Origin of the sequence: Rhizobium brockwellii, from assembly GCF_000769405.2 — a bacterium.
GTDB classification, from domain to species: Bacteria; Pseudomonadota; Alphaproteobacteria; order Rhizobiales; family Rhizobiaceae; genus Rhizobium; species Rhizobium brockwellii.
Genome location: NZ_CP053439.1, coordinates 4320784 through 4338505 on the forward strand (window position 1 = coordinate 4320784; position 17722 = coordinate 4338505).

Below are 17722 nucleotides of genomic sequence, written 5' to 3' on the forward strand. Positions count from 1 at the left end.
ACGCGAAGACCGGCCGCCGTCATTTTAGGTAAAGCCCGTCGAAGCCCGATTCATCTGCTCTGTTAAAGGTTTGCCGCATCGCACAAAGAGATTGTCACCGGCCTTCTTTTGCGTTTACAGTCTCAAGTGGAGGAATATCCATAAATCAGACGGGGGTTCAGGAGACTGATATGGCGAAGCATGAGGGTCAGATCGTTATCAAGAAATACGCCAATCGCCGCCTATACAACACAGGCACCAGCACCTACGTGACGCTGGAAGACCTGGCGGAGATGGTGAAGAAGGGCGAAGAATTCAACGTACAAGATGCAAAAAGCGGAGATGACATCACCCATTCGGTGCTGACCCAGATCATCTTCGAACAGGAATCGAAGACCGGCAACACATTGCTTCCGATCTCCTTCCTGCGCCAGCTCATTACCTATTACGGCGATCAGATGCAGATGGTCGTGCCGAGCTTTCTCGAACATTCGATGCGCTCCTTCACCGAACAGCAGGTCCAGATGCGCGAGCAAGTAAACCGCGCCTTCGGCGAGACGCCGCTCGGCAAGAACCTGCAGTTGCCGATGCAGATGGTCGAAGACCATGTTCGCCGCAACACTGAACTGTTTCAGCAGGCGATGCAGATGTTCTCGCCCTTCATGACGCCACCTGCCAAGGAAAGCCGCAAGGCCGAGGCCAAGGATATCGACGAGCTGAAGGAACAGCTCCGCGCCCTTCAGAACAAACTCGACAACCTATAGTCCGATCGAGACATCCCGCCCAGCGCTTCGGATCGACACGGCAAAACCGCCGATGACATCAATCAGAGCGATCGTCATCAAAATGAAGAAGACCTGCGTCGCAGCATCCCGGACGAGCAGAAACTCGACCAGGAAGGCGATGAACACCAGCATCGACAGCATGTGGTTGACGAGATTGCCGGGGCCGGTTCTGGTCGCTTTGAGGATTTCGAAGAACAGCACGACAAGTGCGATGACGATGAAAAGATCGCCGAGCGCCATGCTCCAGATTGCGCCCGAGATCATCGACAGCACGATGATATCATGTTGCAGTGCTGGAATGCCGCCATCGCCCATCAGGCCCAGCATCGCCAGATTGTAGAGAATAAACGGAATAATCATCAGGGGCATGGCATTTATCATCGGCAAATCTCCTCGGCGCCGAAAGAATACTGCCGTAAGTCGCCGCCCCACTGCAAGTCATTGCAAATATTATATTGCCGAAATGCAAAAGGCCGGCGTGACGCCGGCCTTGAAACTTCGATCGGACAAGCCGGATCGGGAAATTATGCGCTTTCCTTCGGCGTCAGAACCTGGCGTCCGCGATACATACCGGTCTTCAGATCGATATGATGCGGGCGGCGCAGTTCGCCGGAATTCTTATCTTCGACGTAGGTCGGAGCCTTCAGGGCGTCTGCCGAACGGCGCATACCGCGCTTGGACGGGCTTGTTTTTCTCTTCGGTACAGCCATTTCACTTACTCCACTTGCGGGCAAAACATTCCCACGGCCACACCGGCGGCCGAAACGGACATGTCGCGATTTCGGAATTTGGCGCGCTTATACATGCAAGGGGTGACCTTGACCAGTCCCCATGCGTATTTTTTGCAAAGCCGATGATTCCAGGCTCAGACTTCGTCTTCCGGCACGATCCAAGGCTCGGCGCGGGCCGCCTCTTCCCATTTCCGCCAGGCCGGATGCGCCTTCATGGTCTCCATATAGGCCAGCGTATCGTTTTGGCTGACGAGATCATAGATTTCGAACCGGTTGACGACAGGCGCAAACATCGCATCCGCCCCGCTGAACGCGCCAAACAGAAACGGTCCGCCGGATTGCTGCAGGAGGTCGCGCCAGATCGTCTCGATGCGGCTGATATCGGCGTCGACACCATCCGGCAACGCGATCTTGCCCTTCGGCCGGCGGATATTCATCGGGCAGGCACTGCGTAGCGCCCGGAAGCCTGAGAGCATTTCCATCGAAACCGAACGGGCGAGCGCCCGCTCGGCGCGATCCCTCGGTAGAAGGCCGGCGTCCGGATAAAGCTCGGCGACATATTCGATGATCGCAAGCGATTCCCAGATCTTCAATGCACCGTGCTTGAGAAGTGGTACTCGCCCGGTCGGTGAGACCGCCTTGATATCGGGATTGCCACCAGGATAGTCGAAGGGGATCAGGACTTCCTCGAAATCGACGCCGGCGCCCGTCAGCGCCATCCACGGCCGGAACGACCAGGAGGAATAATTCTTGTTGGCGATGTAGAGCGTCGGTCTATCCATGGGCTTCTCCCGTTCAGGCTTCAAAATCGAAGATCAACAATTCGTGGAAATGGTTCATGTCCTCGAACACGCAGAATGCCGGCGGGGTCAGCTCGAAAACAGGGGCCTTGCGGCGGACATCGTCGGCGACGTTGTCGAGCATTGCCTGCCAGCGCGGCAAGGCTTCGTCTTCCAACCGTTCGATCGCATAGGCGAAGGTCATGTGGAACTTATAGTCCTCATGGTTCGGCTGGCGATAGCCCAGAAGCTCGGCCAGCGCATTGCGCCAGGCGCGCATGACCTTGCGGTCTCTCTCCGTCGCCCCGTCGACGAGCAGGCCCGACGGGCGAGCTTCGACGATGGCGACCTTGAAGGGATCGGCCATCGAGAAACCTTCGAGCAGGGCCGCCATCAGCGCTATCATGTCGTCGATCGGCGTATCGAGAGGTAGATCGCCCGGCCAGCAATCCTGGCGGCGCCTGGTCTCGATGACACCTTCGAAAAGTGTCATGTGAATGCTTGATATCGGCGTGAAGAGGAACTGCGGGGCTTCGGGCATCGCCAGATATTTCTCACGCGCCTCGATCAGCACCGCCTGCGTTTGCGAACCCTTCTCGATATGGCAAACGATGGTGTTGCCGGCTTCCGGCAGAAAGCCGCCGACCTTGCGATAACGGCTGCCGAGATGGGCGGGCGGGGTTGGATTGTGCCTCTTCGAATAAAAGAGAAGCTCGGGCGAAAATGTCGTGATGGTCATGGGCGACTCGGGGGCTCTGGTTGGACTGCATTCGCCCATATGGCAGAACCAAGAATGCCAGATGACACTTGCCACGTCTCGAGCACGATACCGAAAAGTGTGAGCGGTTTTCGAACGAGATCCTGTTCTAACGATAAGTTCTGATCTCAATCATAGATGCACCTGATGTAATCGCCCGAACCTTGTGCGCGTCTCTCGATCACGCCGGCGAGCCGGCGAAGACCTCGTCCGGGCTTGCCGGCATTGCGGTCGATCGGGTTCGGCAGCGAGACGGCCAGCAGCGATGCCTGGCGCCGCGTCAGCTTCGAGGCCGGCACCTTGAAATGATGCTGGGCCGCCGCCTCGATGCCGTAGATGCCGGGACCCCATTCGGCGATATTGAGATAGATTTCCATCAGCCGCCGTTTCGACAGGACAAAATCCGTGCTCACCGCGAGCGGAAGTTCCAGCGCCTTGCGCACGAAGGAGCGGCCGTTCCAGAGGAAGAGGTTTTTCGCCGTCTGCATCGGAATGGTGCTGCCGCCACGTGTCGCCTGACCTTTCAGCGTATCCTCGACCAGCATGCGCATTTCCGCCCAGTCGACACCGCCGTGAAAGCAATATTGCCCGTCCTCCGACATCATCACCGACTGCACCACAACCGGGGCAATGTTATCAAGCGACACCCATTGCCTGTCGTAACCCCGCAGCAGCACGAGATCGCGCAGCATCAGCGTCGAGACGGGATGAATGAAAGGCAGCAGATAGAAAAAGATCAGCGCATAGGGAAGAATCAGCAAGACCAGCACGGCCAGAATAATGCGTTTCAACACACGCCCGTCTCCGAACCATCGCCGACGAGCCGGCATGTCGACGCTGTCCTCTCTCTCCGGCGCTATATCCAATGTCCCCAGTCCGATTTCGCTCCTGTCGTTCTCATAACGCCTGCGCAGAGCTTATGCCAGAGTGCGCGGCGAATCTTGCTGCCGCCATCGACAATTCCGTTGCAAGCCCGGGGGCGCTCATGCCAAACAGCGCCCATGGACGCGAACCGGGACACTTTCGAGACGAGGCTGAAGAACAACGCCCGCGACATCGAGGCGCTGCTCGACGCATTGCTTTCACCGAGTGCCCTTTCCGATGAAATCGCCAGGCCCGAGACGCTGCGCGATGCCATGCATTATGCCGTGCTGAACGGCGGCAAGCGGCTGCGCCCGTTTCTCGTCGTCGAAAGTGCAGCCCTGCTCGGCGGCGACGCCGAGGCGGCACTTCGCGTCGGCGCCGCCCTCGAATGCGTCCACTGCTATTCCCTCGTGCATGACGATCTGCCGGCCATGGACGATGACGACCTGCGCCGCGGCAAACCAACGGTACATATCAAGTTCGACGAAGCGACGGCGATCCTCGCCGGCGACAGCCTGCTGACCTACGCCTTCGACATCATCGCCGCGCCGGAAACGACCCTTGCCGATACGAGCAAGGCATCGCTGGTGCTGGCCCTTGCCCGCGCAGCCGGTCTCGGCGGCATGGCCGGCGGCCAGGCGCTCGACCTCGCGGCGGAAAAGCAGGCCCCCGACGAGGCCGGCATCATCCGCCTGCAGGCGATGAAAACAGGCGCGCTGATCCGCTTCGCCTGTGAAGCCGGCGCCGTCATCGCGGCAAGCCGGCCGGAGGATCGCCGTCGCCTGCGCGCCTTCGGCGAAAAGATCGGCCTTGCCTTCCAACTGGCCGACGACATTCTCGACCTGACCTCGGATGCGGCGACCATGGGCAAGGCGACCGGCAAGGATGCGGCCCGCGGCAAGGGAACGCTTGTGGCCCTGCGCGGCATGGAATGGGCCGAAGCCCAGCTCCGCGAGCATGTCCGCGATGCAGAGGCGTTGCTTGCCCCCTACGGCCCCCGTGCCTCGACCCTCATTGCTGCGGCGCATTTCATCGCCGACCGGAAGAGCTGAAGCGGCAGGTCAGGCTGTCAGTATTTCTTTGAGGGCGGAAACCAGACGGGCACACTCCTCGCCCGTGCCGATGCTGATCCGCAGGAAGTCCGAAATACGCGGTTTGGCGAAATGCCGGACGAGAATGCCGCGCTCCCGCAGAGCGGCTTGAAGCGCTGCCCCGGAACGGCTTTGGTGCCTCGCGAAAACGAAGTTCGCCTGGGACGGCAAGACCTCGAAACCCAAAACTTCAAGTTCAGAGTCGAGGCTTTCGCGGCTGGCGATGATGTTCCTCCGGCATGTCTCAAACCACGCCTCGTCCTTGATCGCCGCCGTCGCGGCAAGCTGCGCCAGACGATCGAGCGGATAGGAATTGAAACTGTCCTTGACCCGCTCCAGCGCCTCAATCAGCGGCCGCTGCCCCAGCGCGAAGCCGATGCGCAGACCGGCAAGCGAACGGGACTTCGACAGGGTCTGGATCACCAGTAGGTTGGGATAGGTTGAAACGAGCCCGGCAGCGCTCTCGCCGCCGAAATCGATATAGGCCTCGTCTATGACAACGACCGCATCCGGATGGGCGGCAAGAAGTGCTTCGATACTGGCAAGTGGCAAGCCGATGCCGGTCGGCGCATTCGGATTGGGGATGATGATCGCGCCGCAGGGCCTGTCGTAATCTTCCAGCCCGATCCGAAACCCATCGTCAACAGGCACCTCGATCGCTTCGACGCCGTATAGCAGGCTATAGGTCGAATAGAAGGCGTAGGTCACATCGGGGTAGAGAAGCGGCCGCTCGTGTTTCAGCAGCGCCTGGAACGTATGCGCGAGAACCTCGTCGGAGCCGTTGCCGACGAATATTTCTTCTGCGGTCAGGCCGAAATGGGCCGCGATCGTCTCGCGCAATTCCGCAGCAGTCGGATCGGGATAGAGCCGCAGACGATCGTCCGCCGCATCCCGGATCGCCTCAAGCGCCTTCGGGGACGGACCGTAAGGGCTCTCGTTGGTATTGAGCTTGACCATGTTCGCGATACGGGGCTGCTCGCCCGCGACATAGGGCCGAAGCTTACTGACGATAGGCGACCAGTACCGGCTCATCCGAACTTGCGGGCGCTCATTCCGCCGCCGTCCGTTGGCCGAAACGCTTCTCGATATAGTCGACAACCAGCGCCTCGAAATCGGCGGCGATATTGGCACCGCGCAGAGTCAGCGCCTTCCGGCCGTCGATGAAGACGGGGGCGGCCGGCGTTTCGCCAGTGCCCGGAAGCGAAATGCCGATATCGGCATGTTTGCTTTCGCCCGGCCCGTTGACGATGCAGCCCATGACGGCGACGTTCAGCGCCTCGACCCCAGGATATTTCTCGCGCCAGACAGGCATGTTCTTGCGGATGTCGTTCTGGATATTCTGGGCAAGTTCCTGGAACACCGTCGACGTCGTGCGTCCACAGCCCGGACAGGCCGCAACGACGGGTATGAACTGGCGAAAGCCCATGACCTGCAGGATTTCCTGCGCCACCTGGACTTCGCGCGTGCGGTCGCCGTTCGGCTCCGGCGTCAGCGACACGCGGATCGTATCGCCGATGCCGTGCTGCAGCACGAAGCCCATCGCCGCAGACGAGGCGACGATGCCCTTGGTGCCCATGCCGGCTTCGGTCAGGCCGAGATGCAGCGCATGATTGGAGCGTTCGGCAAGCATGGAATTGACGGCGATCAGGTCCTGCACCTGGCTGACCTTGGCCGACAGGATGATGCGGTTGCGCGGCAGGCCGATCTCTTCGGCAAGGGCTGCCGAAAGCAGCGCCGACTGCACGATCGCCTCGCGCGTCACCTGCCGGGCCGAAAGCGGCGATCCGGCTTCGGCGTTCCGGTCCATCAGCGCCGTCAGCAGATCCTGATCGAGCGAGCCCCAGTTGACGCCGATGCGCACCGGCTTGTCATAGCGGATCGCCATCTCGATGATCTCGGCGAACTGCTTGTCCTTCTTGTCCTTGAAGCCGACATTGCCGGGGTTGATGCGGTATTTCGCCAGCGCTTCGGCGCAATCCGGATGATCGGCGAGCAGCTTGTGGCCGATATAGTGGAAGTCGCCGATCAAAGGCACGTCCATGCCGAGGCGCAGAAGCCGCTCGCGGATCTTCGGCACGGCGGCTGCACTCTCGTCGCGGTCGACGGTAATGCGCACCAGTTCCGACCCCGCCCGGTGGAGAGCGGCGACCTGCGCGACGGTGGAATCGATATCGGCCGTATCGGTGTTCGTCATGGACTGCACGACGACCGGCGCCCCGCCGCCGACGATGACGCCGCCGACATCGACGGCAACGGAAGCGCGGCGCGGTTTCGGATCAAAATCGGCGGCTGACAACATGGAGAGTTCTTGCACCCCTAAAGCATGTCGCGCAAAAGTGTGCAGCGGTTTTGCGATAACGACATGCGAAAAATAAAAACCTAAAGCGTGAGGAGCAAATCTGAAAGATTGCGACGCGCTTTAGAAACGGTGCTTTTCAGGTGGATCAAGGCCGGCTGCTTGTCAACCGCCCCTGATATCACTTTTGTTGGGAGGCGGCTCAGTGACCGCCTCCGGAGGTCTCATCGGCATAATGGGCCAGGTTGGAGAGCAGCAGAACGACGATGAGCAGCACCGGCAGCGCCATGAAAACGACGGCAAAACCGATATGCTCGGCGACGAAGCCGATCAACGATGGCGCAACCAGCATGCCGGAATAGCCCATGGTCGTGACCACCGAGATGCCGATGCCGGGCTTGAGTCCGGGAATATTGCCCGCCGCCGAGAAAGCGATCGGCACCATGTTGGAAATGCCGATACCGCAAAACGCAAAGCCCAGGATGGCAAGCTCGGCATTGGGCGCCAGGCCGGCAAGCAGCATGCCGACAATGGCAAACAAAGTGCAGATGCGTAGCGTCTTGACGCCGCCCAGGCGGTCGCGCACCAGGTCGCCGGCAAAGCGCATGATTGCCATGGTGGCCGAAAAGGCTGCGAAACCAAGGCCGGAAAGCGCCACGGATGCACCCATTTCCTGCCGGAGATAGAGCGCGCCCCAGTCGAGAACAGCGCCTTCAGGCACCATGCTGAACAGCGCCATCAATCCGAGCAGCCACGGCAGCGGCACCATCGGCAGCTTCGTCTTTTCCTTCTTGGCGTCGGGATGCGGCGGATCCGCAAGGATCATCGGCCAGGCGACGGCAAGGAAGATCGCCGCCAGCACCGTCGCCAGTTGCGCATGGCCGAGAATACCGAGCTTGGAGATCACGATGCCGCCGAGACCTGAGCCGATCAGTCCGCCAAGGCTCCAGAAAGCGTGGCAGGACGACATGATGGCGCGGCGCATGGATTTCTCGACCGAGACCGCATTGGCATTCATCGCCACATCCATTGCACCGATGAAGCCGCCGAACAGGAAGAGCGTGATCGCTCCAGTCAGCACATTTGGCGCCAGCGTCAATGCCAACAGCAACGGTAGCACGCAGACGGCCAGTATCTGAACGACGATACGCGAACCGTGTTTGGCGATCTGTGCACCGGCGATCGGCATCATGACCAGCGAGCCGACGCCGAAAACCAGGATCATCAGCCCAAGCTCGAACTTGGTCAGCGCCAGACGCTCGGCAAAATCAGGGATCTTCGGCGCCCAGCAGCCGACGACAAAACCGTTCATGAGAAAGAGCAGGGAAACCGCCGCTCTGCTTCTGGTAATGAAGCCGCTCCGGGCTCCCGGCGTACTCACATGACTATCCATTTCCGGTCTTTCCTCATTGCCGGGCTTGCTTGGCCCGGTTTCCCTAAACTCTATGACGTCGCCTCAGTTCGTTTTCTCGGCGAGAACAGTCCTGCATCCGCGCTCGCGGTAACGGGCGAGAATGGCCGGATCGGCATCGTGCTCGACGACCAGGCATTCGCAATGCGCAACCGGCAGGATGCTATGGGGGGCAGCGGTGCCGAATTTCTCCGAGGTTGCAGCCACCAACACCCTTTTGCTCCTGGATGTCGCAAACCGCTTGAACTCCGCATCCTCGAAGCCGAACACCGTGATGCCGGCCTCGAGATCGACGCCGCAGGCGCCGAGAATGCAGAGATCGGGCGAAATCTGCTCCATATCCCGCAAGGCCTTGGCGCCGAGCGAGCCGCCCGTCTGCCGATCCACCATCCCGCCGATCAGAATGACGTTGACGGCAGGCTTGTCGATCAGAGCTGCGGCAATCGCCGGCGCATTGGTCGCAGCCGTCAGTGCAAGTTCGACCGGTAATGCGTGGGCAATCGCCAGATTGGTGCTGCCGGCATCGAAGAACACAGTCGAACCGCCGGCAATCTGCTTTGTCGCAGCGCGCGCCAGCGCCTGTTTTCGGTCAGCGGCAAAGCCGATGCGCTGCGTCAGGCTTCCGTGCGCCGGCGAGACCGGCAATGCGCCGCCGTAGACCCGCTCACAGAGCCCTGCCGCCGCCATCTCCCGCAGATCCCGCCGCACCGTATCCTCGGAGACGCCGAATTCGAGCGCAAGCTCCGTCGCCAGCACGCGGCCATTCAGCCGCAGCCTCTCGGAAATCACGCCTTGGCGCTCTCGCAACAGAAAATCCTGCATGTTCCTACCGGATCGAGACCTCACAAACCGAAAACGTGCATAAACGCTTACGATCATGCAGGCAATATGCACGGTCACACGTTTTCTGACGTTCGGAAATAAAGCTCCACCACCAGAGCGAATATGCCCTATTGACCGGCCCGGGAGGCGGGAATATCGATTGGTCATTCCCGATTCCCGCCGGCATATCCGCCACCTGGTCCGTTCTCCCCGTGAAAAACTCCGTCAGCCTGGGCATCCTGCTCACGAGCCTCGCCTATATGGCGTTCACCTTCCATGACGCGATCATCAAGATCCTGGCTTCAAGCATTCCCGTCTGGCAGATCCTGTTTTTCCGCAGTCTCACCATCCTCGTCGGTTGTCTCGCCTATGGTCGCGGCAAGCTCGTCCACCAGACGATGACATCGCCGATCAAGCCGATGATTGCCCGCAGCATCCTTCTTCTCTGCGCCTGGCTTTCCTACTATTCCGCCGCAAGCCGCCTGCAGCTTGCCGAAGTGACCACGCTCTATTACGCCGCACCTGTTGTCGGCACCTTGCTTGCCTGGTTCATCCTGAAGGAGAAGGTCACGCCGGCGCGTTGGCTGGCGGTCGGCGTCGGCTTCGTCGGCGTCCTCATCGCCTGCAATCCGGTCGGCCTCACCATCTCCTGGCCGGTCTATCTGGCGCTGCAGGCGGCCGTGCTCTGGGCCTCTGCCATGGTGCTGCTGCGCAAGACCTCGCTGCATGAGAAGACGATTATCCAGCTCACCGTTTCCAACGTCTTTTTCCTTGCCATGACCGGCGTTGCGGTGATCTGGACATGGCAGACCCCCGATATGACGCAGCTCGCGCTCCTCATCGCCACCGGCATCGTTGCCGGCTGCGCCCAGTTCGCCCTTTTCGAGGGCATGCGTCAGGCGCCCGTCTCCGTGCTTGCGCCATTCGAATACAGCTCTCTCATCTGGGCCTTCCTCTTGGGCTATCTGATCTGGGCCGACATCCCCACGCACAATGTGGTCGTCGGCGCGGCGATGATCCTCGGCGCCGGATTGATCATCATCGTCAGCGAAAAACTGCGCCGGCGCATCACCGCCTGATGCCTGATTCTGCGGGATTCATGGTTCGAGCGGCCGTTTGAGAAAAATATTTGCAGTTGCTGCTTTTATTCGCAGTTTTCTACGCTTCCGGCGCCGTAATTTTCTGCCAACTATCCCCATCCGATAACAACCTCCCAAGGATGGATGAAACAATGAACTGGTTGAAAACCGTCGCCGCCGCCGCCCTCATTCAAGCCGCGGCCCTCCTGCCTGCCCATGCCGGTGAAAACCTCGCCGCCATCAAATCGGCCGGCGTCTTCAAGATCGGCACCGAAGGCACTTATGCGCCCTTCACCTATCATGACGAAAGCGGCAAGCTCGTTGGCTTCGATGTCGAGATCGGCGAAGCGATCGCCGCCAAGCTCGGTGTCAAAGCCGAGTTCGTCGAAGGCAAGTGGGATGGCCTGATCGCCGGCCTCGATGCCAAGCGCTACGATACCGTCATCAACCAGGTCGGCATCACCGAAACCCGCAAGCAGAAATACGATTTCTCCGAGCCTTATATCGCCTCCAAGGCCGTACTGATCGCCCGCGACGGCGACGACAGCATCAAGTCTTTCGCCGACCTGAAGGGCAAGAAGGCCGCCCAGTCGCTGACCAGCAACTTCGGCAAGCTCGCAACCGAAGCCGGTGCCGAGCTCGTCGGCACCGACGGTTTCGATCAGTCGATCCAGCTGGTGCTGACCAAGCGCGCCGACGCCACGATCAACGACAGCCTCTCCTTCCTCGATTTCAAGAAGCACAAGCCGGACGCGCCGGTGAAGATCGTGGCCGAGCAGGAAAACGCCGATTACTCCGGCGTCATCATCCGCAAGCACGAGCCGGAGCTTCTCGCCGAAATCAACAAGGCGCTTGCCGATATCAAGGCCGACGGCACCTATAAGAAGATCGCCGACAAGTATTTCGGCCAGGATGTTTCCAAGTAAGTTCAACTGAAGAAAAGTCCCTTCCCAAACTCCTCCCCACAAGGGGGAGGGGCTTAGCCGGCGGGCCGTCTCATCTTCAAATAAACGTTTCGGCCTGCCGCTCGGTCGCTATTTCGTGTGAGCCGGCACCTGGATAAGTCCCTCCCCCTTGTGGGGAGGGGTGGGGGAGGGGTATTTCGGATATCACGACCCAACTGACGAGAGGCAACTCCCTTGGCGCACTGGCTCCAACTGATGGCGGAATCGCTACCCTCGCTCCTGTGGGCGGGGCTGATCTTCACCATTCCGCTGACCCTGCTATCCTTCGTCTTTGGCCTGGCCCTCGGGCTCGCCACCGCAATCGCCCGGCTCTTCGGGCCGATGCCGCTTTCGGCCGTCGCGCGCTTCTATGTCTGGGTCATCCGCGGCACGCCGCTGCTGGTGCAGCTCTTCGTGATCTTCTACGGCCTGCCGAGCCTCGGCATCCTGCTCGATGCCTTTCCGGCCGCCCTCATCGGCTTCACGCTGAATATCGGCGCCTACAGCTCCGAGATCATCCGCGCCGTCATTTCTTCGGTGCCGAAGGGCCAATGGGAAGCCGCCTATTCGATCGGCATGAGCTGGCGCCAGGCGATGAGCCGCACCATCCTGCCGCAGGCCGCCCGCGTCGCCGTGCCGCCTTTGTCGAACACCTTCATCTCGCTGGTCAAAGACACCTCGCTTGCCGCCGCCATCACCGTGCCCGAGCTCTTCCAGGCGGCGCAGCGCATCGTCGCCACCACCTACGAGCCGTTGATCCTCTATATCGAGGCGGCGCTGATCTATCTCGTCCTGAGCTCCGTCCTCTCGCAGTTGCAGGTGCGGCTGGAACGCCGCTTCGCGCGTTATGGCGGCATGCTGGAGGCAAATGCATGATCGAGCTTTCCAACATCGAAAAGCGCTTCGGCGACGCCGTCATCCTCAAGGATATCAGCATCCGTATTCCCGAAAGCAGCGTCACCGCGCTGGTCGGGCCTTCGGGCGGCGGCAAGAGCACACTGCTGCGCTGCATCAACCTACTCGAAATTCCGACCGCCGGCTCCATCCGCCTCGGAGAGGAGAAGCTGGCCTTTGCACCGGGCAAACGAACGAGCTGGCCGGCGATCCAGAAGATCCGCCGCCAGACCGGCATGGTCTTCCAGAATTTCCAGCTCTTCCCGCATCAGACCGCGATCGAGAATGTCATGGAAGGCCTGGTGACGGTACTGCGATGGCCGAGGGAAAAGGCCCGCGAGCGTGCGATGGAATTGCTGACAAAGGTCGGCATGACCCACAAGGCCGATGCATGGCCTTCGACGCTGTCGGGCGGCCAGCAGCAGCGCGTCGCGATCGCCCGCGCGCTGGCGCCGTCGCCGCGCGTGCTTCTCTGTGACGAGCCGACATCCGCCCTCGATCCCGAGCTTTCGGCCGAAGTGGTCGATGTACTCGGCAAGCTGGCCAGCGAAGGCACGACGATGGTGATGGCGACCCACGATCTCCGGCTCGCCTCGAAGATCGCCAATGACGTGGTTTTCCTGGAAGCCGGGAGCGTCGTGGAAACGGGCAGCGCCAGAGCGATCTTCAGCGCGCCGGAGCGCGAACGCACCAAACGTTTCATCTCGACGATCAACGCCGCCCATACTTACGATATCTGAGCTAGAGATGATGCCGAAAAGTGTGAGCGGTTTTCGGACGACATCATGCTCTATTTCTTTGATTTAGATCCGGATGCAGATTTTTAGGCCGACCTGGCCTAAAATCATCCGGATCTAATGCCGGGATGCGAAGATCCCGGCATGGCTGGAACTCCAATCAGGAGGCCGTGACGACGGCACGCGCCGCCTTCAGCGCATTACCCCACCAGATGAGCTGATCGAGCTGGTTCTTCGCCGCTTCGTTGAGATGGGCGTAATCGCTGAGGCTCTTGCCTTCCTTGAGGACGCCGAGATATTCGCCAAGCGCGATATGCACGCCCGTTTTCACCGAAGCCGCCCCCATTTCCACGAAGATCAGGCGAAGATGCTCGACCGCACGTGCGCCGCCAACGCCGCCGTAACCGACGAAACCGACCGGCTTGTGGATGAACTCGCCGAGGTCGATGGCGTTCTTCAAAACCGCAGTCGGCGCGTGATTGTACTCGGCAACTGTGAAAATGAAGCCATCGAATTCACGCAGCTTCTTTTTCCAGCGCTCTGCCGTTTCGCTTTCAGCGGTCGTGGCACGCTGCTCACCGAAAAAATGCATGGGGTAGTCGAGCAGGTCGAGAACCTCGACCTCAATGTCCTGCCGTTCGGCGGCGATAGCGGCAATCCACTTGGCCGGATGCTCGGAAAAACGGCCAATACGCGTGCTGCCGACGATAACGGCAATCTTCAACTTGCTCATTGATATCATTTCCTGATTGGTCTTGGGGGCGGATGGTGGGAGCGCAAGCTTATGAGAAAGCCTCCGCGCCGGGCAAGGCGCGAAGGCTTCGAAAAATCAGCTTTTTGACAGGCCGATCGTACACAATCGAGTGAATGGAGCCCGCTCGAAAAGCCGGCCGATGGGCGCCTTTGCCAAGGATGGCAGCGCTTCAGCCTGCGTAGACGACGAGCAGGTCCTTGGCATCGATCTGATCGCCGGCCCGTACCAGCACTTCGGAAATCGTGCCATCCTTTTCCGCATGCAGCGCCGTTTCCATCTTCATCGCCTCGATCGAGACGAGCACGTCGCCGGCATTGACGGCCTGGCCGGGCGAGACGAAGACACGGCTGATGACACCCGGCATCGGCGCGCCGACATGAACGGCATTGCCCGGTTCGGCCTTGCGGCGGACGGCCGCACCCGTCGCCCCATGGGCCCGGTCCGGCACCTTGATGCGGCGCGGCTGGCCATTGAGCTCGAAGAAGATGGTCACCATGCCCTGGCTGTCGGTGGCGCTCATCGCCTGGTTGACGATGACGAGCGTCTTGCCGCGCTCGATATCGGCAAACAGTTCCTCGCCGTCCTTGAGACCGTAGAAATAGGCGGGCGTCGGCAGCACCGAGACCGGGCCGTAGGTATCGGAGGCGAGCGCGAAGTCGGTGAAGACCTTCGGATACATCAGGTAGGAGGCAAATTCGAAGTCGCTGACCTCGCGCTCGAGTTTCGTCTCGATAACTTTGCGCTCCGCATCGAGATTAGCCTCCTTGAGCAGCGAGCCGGGGCGCACGGTATAGGGCTTGTCGCCCTTCAGCGCCTTCTTCTGCAGCGCTTCGGGCCATCCCGACGGCGGCTGGCCGAGATCGCCCTTCAGCATCGAGACCACCGATTCCGGGAAGGAGACTTCCTTGTCAGGGCTGACGACGTCGGCAACCGTCAGGTCCTGGGACACCATCATCAGCGCCATGTCGCCGACGACCTTGGAAGACGGCGTCACCTTGACGATATCACCGAACATCTGGTTGGCGTCGGCATAGGCTTGCGCCACCTGATGCCAGCGGGTCTCGAGGCCGAGCGAGCGGGCCTGTTCCTTGAGGTTGGTGAACTGGCCGCCCGGCATTTCGTGCAGATAGACTTCGGATGCCGGACCCTTCAGATCGCTTTCGAAGGCGGCATATTGGTTACGCGCCGCTTCCCAATAGAAGGAGATACGGCGGATCCATTCCGGATCGAGGCCCGGATCACGCTCCGTACCGCGCAGCGCCTCGACGATCGAACCGAGACAGGGCTGCGAGGTATTGCCGGAAAGCGCGTCCATGGCCGCGTCGACGGCATCGACGCCGGCATCGACGGCGGCAAGAACGGTCGCGGCCGCGATACCCGATGTATCATGCGTGTGGAAGTGGATCGGCAGGCTGGTCGCCTCGCGCAGCGCCTTGAACAGAACCTTCGCAGCCGCAGGCTTGAGGAGCCCCGCCATATCCTTGAGCGCGATGATATGCGCGCCCGCCTTTTCGAGCTCGACCGCAAGGTCGGTGTAGTATTTCAGATCGTATTTCGGACGGGCCGAGTTGAGGATATCGCCGGTATAGCAGATCGCCGCCTCGCAGAGCTTGTTTTCCTCGGCAATGGCATCCATCGAGACACGCATGTTCTCCACCCAGTTCAGGCAATCGAACACGCGGAACAGATCAATGCCGCCTCTGGCCGCCTGGCGGACGAAATATTTGACGACATTATCGGGATAATTGGTATAGCCGACGCCGTTGGCACCGCGCAGCAGCATCTGCAGCAGAAGGTTAGGCGCGCCCTCGCGGATCAGCGCCAGGCGCTCCCACGGGTCCTCGGTCAGAAAGCGCATGGAGACGTCAAAGGTCGCGCCGCCCCAGCATTCGAGCGACAAAAGGTTCGGCAGCGCATGCGCATAGGTATCGGCAATACGGGCGATGTCATAGGTGCGCATGCGGGTGGCGAGCAGCGACTGGTGGCCGTCGCGCATCGTCGTGTCGGTCAAAAGCACGCGCTTCTCGTTGCGCATCCATTCGCCGAATTTATTCGGGCCGAGCGTGTCGAGGAGCTGCTTCGTACCATCCTTGACCGTATTGCCGTTGGCGTAGGGAACCACCGGCTCGGCAGCGTTTTCCAGCGGCCTCGGCCTATCCTTGGCCTCGGGATGGCCATTGACGGTGACGTCGGCGAGATAGGTCAGGAGCTTCGTGGCACGATCCTGGCGCTTGACCTGCTGGAAGAGTTCCGGCGTCGTGTCGATGAAGCGGGTCGTGTAGCTGTTGTCCCTGAACTTGGGATGGCCGATGATCGCTTCGAGGAAGGTCAGGTTGGTTGCCACGCCGCGAATACGGAATTCGCGCAGCGCCCGGTCCATGCGGGCGATCGCTTCGGACGGATTGGGCGCCCATGCCGTGACCTTGACGAGAAGCGGATCATAAAAGCGGGTGATGATCGCACCTGAATAGGAGGTACCGCCATCGAGGCGGATGCCGAAACCGGACGCCGAGCGATAGGCGGTGATGCGACCGTAATCCGGAATGAAGTTATGCTCCGGATCTTCCGTGGTGATGCGGCACTGCAGCGCATGGCCGTTGAGACGGATATCTTCCTGGCGCGGCACGCCCGATTCCGGCGTGCCGATCGCAAAGCCGTCGAGGATGTGGATCTGCGCCTTGACGATGTCGATGCCGGTGACGACTTCGGTCACCGTATGCTCGACCTGGATGCGTGGATTGACCTCGATGAAGTAGAATTTGCCGGTGTCGGCATCCATCAGATATTCGACGGTGCCGGCGCCGATATAATTGGTCGCGGCCGCGATCTTCAGCGAATAGGCGGCGAGTTCCTGGCGTTGCGCCTCCGAGAGATAGGGCGCCGGCGCGCGCTCGACGACTTTCTGGTTGCGGCGCTGGATCGAGCAGTCACGCTCGAAGAGATGCACGACATTGCCGTGCGTATCGCCGAGAACCTGGCTTTCGACATGGCGGGCGCGCTCAACGAGCTTTTCCAGATAGACCTCGTCCTTGCCGAAGGCCGCCATCGCCTCGCGTTTGGCTTCCGTCACCTCGCGGGCGAGATCCTTTGGATCGCGGATCGCGCGCATGCCGCGCCCGCCGCCGCCCCAGGAGGCCTTCAGCATGACGGGGTAGCCGATCCCCTCCGCCATCTTCGCCACTTCGGCCATGTCCTCCGGCAACGGCCCGGTGGCCGGCACCACGGGAACGCCGACCGAGATCGCCAGGTTGCGCGCCGCAACCTTGTTGCCGAGCTGGCGCATCGTATCGGCCCTCGGGCCGATGAAGATGATGCCGGCCTTGTTGCAGGCATCGACGAATTCGGGGCTTTCCGACAGCAGGCCGTAGCCGGGATGGATGGCATCGGCGCCGGAGAGTTTCGCAACGCGGATCACCTCCTCGATCGACAGATAGCTTTCGATCGGACCCATATCCTTGGAAAGATGCGGGCCGCGGCCGACCTGATAGCTCTCGTCCGCCTTGAAGCGGTGCAGCGCCAGCTTGTCCTCTTCCGCCCAGATCGCCACGGTTTTTATTCCAAGCTCGTTGGCCGCGCGGAACACGCGGATGGCAATTTCAGAGCGATTGGCAACGAGAATCTTGGAAATGGGCAAAACGGTCTCCTCGGACGTTCAGACGCGGGAATGCTGCACCCGCGAAGGAAATTCTTAACTTCTTGTCACAGAAAGTTCAATTTATCTTGCGACTGCGAAATGCAATTTTTCGACATGCTGGAGCAACTCCAGGAAAGTGCGAAGCGGTTTTCCGTCCGGAGTTGC

17 protein-coding genes are annotated in these 17722 nt (G+C 60.7%); 6 read left to right on the top strand and 11 right to left on the bottom strand.

What is annotated here, in order from left to right; translation table 11 throughout:
- Nucleotides 1-170: 170 nt before the first annotated feature.
- Entirely contained in the window at nt 171-743 is a 573-nt protein-coding gene (gene phaR, locus RLCC275e_RS21175) for a polyhydroxyalkanoate synthesis repressor PhaR (RefSeq protein ID WP_033181948.1), read from the top strand.
- Here phaR and RLCC275e_RS21180 read toward each other — a convergent pair.
- The 5 genes from RLCC275e_RS21180 to mtgA form a co-directional block, all read right to left on the bottom strand.
- Nucleotides 738-1145: a hypothetical protein gene (locus RLCC275e_RS21180; RefSeq protein WP_026157508.1), complete on the bottom strand. Its 408-nt coding sequence runs from the start codon at nt 1143-1145 to the stop codon at nt 738-740. The genes phaR and RLCC275e_RS21180 overlap by 6 nt on opposite strands.
- Before the next feature lie 143 nt (nt 1146-1288).
- Nucleotides 1289-1474: a 50S ribosomal protein L32 gene (gene rpmF / locus RLCC275e_RS21185; protein ID WP_003543812.1), complete on the bottom strand. Its 186-nt coding sequence runs from the start codon at nt 1472-1474 to the stop codon at nt 1289-1291.
- Between the two features lie 155 nt (nt 1475-1629).
- Entirely contained in the window at nt 1630-2277 is a 648-nt protein-coding gene (locus RLCC275e_RS21190; RefSeq protein ID WP_033181949.1) for a glutathione S-transferase family protein, read from the bottom strand.
- 13 nt (nt 2278-2290) lie between these two features.
- On the bottom strand, nt 2291-3013 hold the full coding sequence (locus RLCC275e_RS21195; protein WP_017995508.1) for a DUF1868 domain-containing protein: 723 nt from the start codon (nt 3011-3013) through the stop codon (nt 2291-2293).
- Between the two features lie 146 nt (nt 3014-3159).
- Entirely contained in the window at nt 3160-3897 is a 738-nt protein-coding gene (gene mtgA / locus RLCC275e_RS21200; RefSeq protein WP_033181950.1) for a monofunctional biosynthetic peptidoglycan transglycosylase, read from the bottom strand.
- A gap of 135 nt (nt 3898-4032) precedes the next feature.
- Here mtgA and RLCC275e_RS21205 point away from each other — a divergent pair, with 135 nt between their 5' ends.
- Nucleotides 4033-4947 (top strand): polyprenyl synthetase family protein, encoded by a 915-nt coding sequence (locus RLCC275e_RS21205; protein ID WP_012759443.1) that lies wholly within the window; start codon nt 4033-4035, stop codon nt 4945-4947.
- 9 nt (nt 4948-4956) lie between these two features.
- On the opposite strand, the gene hisC is transcribed toward RLCC275e_RS21205, so the two are convergent.
- From hisC to RLCC275e_RS21225, 4 genes are all read right to left on the bottom strand, one after another.
- The gene (gene hisC, locus RLCC275e_RS21210; RefSeq protein WP_012759444.1) at nt 4957-6018 is read right to left on the bottom strand and encodes a histidinol-phosphate transaminase; all 1062 of its coding nucleotides are present in this window, start codon (nt 6016-6018) and stop codon (nt 4957-4959) included.
- A 16-nt stretch (nt 6019-6034) separates the two neighbouring features.
- Nucleotides 6035-7285, bottom strand: a complete 1251-nt coding sequence (gene ispG, locus RLCC275e_RS21215; RefSeq protein WP_012759445.1) for a flavodoxin-dependent (E)-4-hydroxy-3-methylbut-2-enyl-diphosphate synthase — start codon at nt 7283-7285, stop codon at nt 6035-6037.
- 199 nt (nt 7286-7484) lie between these two features.
- Nucleotides 7485-8675 carry an MFS transporter gene (locus RLCC275e_RS21220; RefSeq protein WP_017995513.1) on the bottom strand — a complete coding sequence of 397 codons (1191 nt, stop codon included), beginning with the start codon at nt 8673-8675 and terminating at the stop codon, nt 7485-7487.
- A gap of 63 nt (nt 8676-8738) precedes the next feature.
- Nucleotides 8739-9515: a DeoR/GlpR family DNA-binding transcription regulator gene (locus RLCC275e_RS21225; RefSeq protein ID WP_033181951.1), complete on the bottom strand. Its 777-nt coding sequence runs from the start codon at nt 9513-9515 to the stop codon at nt 8739-8741.
- A gap of 131 nt (nt 9516-9646) precedes the next feature.
- Here RLCC275e_RS21225 and RLCC275e_RS21230 point away from each other — a divergent pair, with 131 nt between their 5' ends.
- The 4 genes from RLCC275e_RS21230 to RLCC275e_RS21245 all read left to right on the top strand — a co-directional run bounded on the left by RLCC275e_RS21230 (nt 9647) and on the right by RLCC275e_RS21245 (nt 13172).
- Nucleotides 9647-10594, top strand: coding sequence for a DMT family transporter (locus RLCC275e_RS21230; protein ID WP_171816942.1), 948 nt, complete (start codon nt 9647-9649; stop codon nt 10592-10594).
- Between the two features lie 152 nt (nt 10595-10746).
- Nucleotides 10747-11520: an amino acid ABC transporter substrate-binding protein gene (locus RLCC275e_RS21235; protein WP_033181952.1), complete on the top strand. Its 774-nt coding sequence runs from the start codon at nt 10747-10749 to the stop codon at nt 11518-11520.
- Nucleotides 11521-11733: 213 nt separating this feature from the next.
- Nucleotides 11734-12414 carry an amino acid ABC transporter permease gene (locus tag RLCC275e_RS21240; RefSeq protein ID WP_012759450.1) on the top strand — a complete coding sequence of 227 codons (681 nt, stop codon included), beginning with the start codon at nt 11734-11736 and terminating at the stop codon, nt 12412-12414.
- Nucleotides 12411-13172 carry an amino acid ABC transporter ATP-binding protein gene (locus RLCC275e_RS21245; RefSeq protein ID WP_017995517.1) on the top strand — a complete coding sequence of 254 codons (762 nt, stop codon included), beginning with the start codon at nt 12411-12413 and terminating at the stop codon, nt 13170-13172. The genes RLCC275e_RS21240 and RLCC275e_RS21245 overlap by 4 nt, the downstream gene beginning before the upstream one ends.
- A gap of 157 nt (nt 13173-13329) precedes the next feature.
- On the opposite strand, the gene RLCC275e_RS21250 is transcribed toward RLCC275e_RS21245, so the two are convergent.
- A complete protein-coding gene (locus RLCC275e_RS21250) occupies nt 13330-13902 on the bottom strand; it encodes an NADPH-dependent FMN reductase (RefSeq protein WP_012759452.1) in 573 nt (190 codons plus the stop codon).
- A 190-nt stretch (nt 13903-14092) separates the two neighbouring features.
- Entirely contained in the window at nt 14093-17557 is a 3465-nt protein-coding gene (pyc, locus tag RLCC275e_RS21255; protein WP_033181953.1) for a pyruvate carboxylase, read from the bottom strand.
- Nucleotides 17558-17722: the final 165 nt, after the last annotated feature.

Bases quoted from the DNA above. Each gene is read 5' to 3' on its own strand.
- RLCC275e_RS21205 (WP_012759443.1), top strand. From the start codon at position 4,033: ATGGACGCGAACCGGGACACTTTCGAGACGAGGCTGAAGAACAACGCC.
- ispG (WP_012759445.1), bottom strand. From the start codon at position 7,285: ATGTTGTCAGCCGCCGATTTTGATCCGAAACCGCGCCGCGCTTCCGTT.
- RLCC275e_RS21235 (WP_033181952.1), top strand. From the start codon at position 10,747: ATGAACTGGTTGAAAACCGTCGCCGCCGCCGCCCTCATTCAAGCCGCG.
- RLCC275e_RS21245 (WP_017995517.1), top strand. From the start codon at position 12,411: ATGATCGAGCTTTCCAACATCGAAAAGCGCTTCGGCGACGCCGTCATC.
- rpmF (WP_003543812.1), bottom strand. From the start codon at position 1,474: ATGGCTGTACCGAAGAGAAAAACAAGCCCGTCCAAGCGCGGTATGCGC.
- phaR (WP_033181948.1), top strand. From the start codon at position 171: ATGGCGAAGCATGAGGGTCAGATCGTTATCAAGAAATACGCCAATCGC.
- RLCC275e_RS21195 (WP_017995508.1), bottom strand. From the start codon at position 3,013: ATGACCATCACGACATTTTCGCCCGAGCTTCTCTTTTATTCGAAGAGG.
- RLCC275e_RS21180 (WP_026157508.1), bottom strand. From the start codon at position 1,145: ATGATAAATGCCATGCCCCTGATGATTATTCCGTTTATTCTCTACAAT.
- RLCC275e_RS21190 (WP_033181949.1), bottom strand. From the start codon at position 2,277: ATGGATAGACCGACGCTCTACATCGCCAACAAGAATTATTCCTCCTGG.
- RLCC275e_RS21225 (WP_033181951.1), bottom strand. From the start codon at position 9,515: ATGCAGGATTTTCTGTTGCGAGAGCGCCAAGGCGTGATTTCCGAGAGG.
- RLCC275e_RS21220 (WP_017995513.1), bottom strand. From the start codon at position 8,675: ATGGATAGTCATGTGAGTACGCCGGGAGCCCGGAGCGGCTTCATTACC.
- RLCC275e_RS21250 (WP_012759452.1), bottom strand. From the start codon at position 13,902: ATGAGCAAGTTGAAGATTGCCGTTATCGTCGGCAGCACGCGTATTGGC.
- hisC (WP_012759444.1), bottom strand. From the start codon at position 6,018: ATGAGCCGGTACTGGTCGCCTATCGTCAGTAAGCTTCGGCCCTATGTC.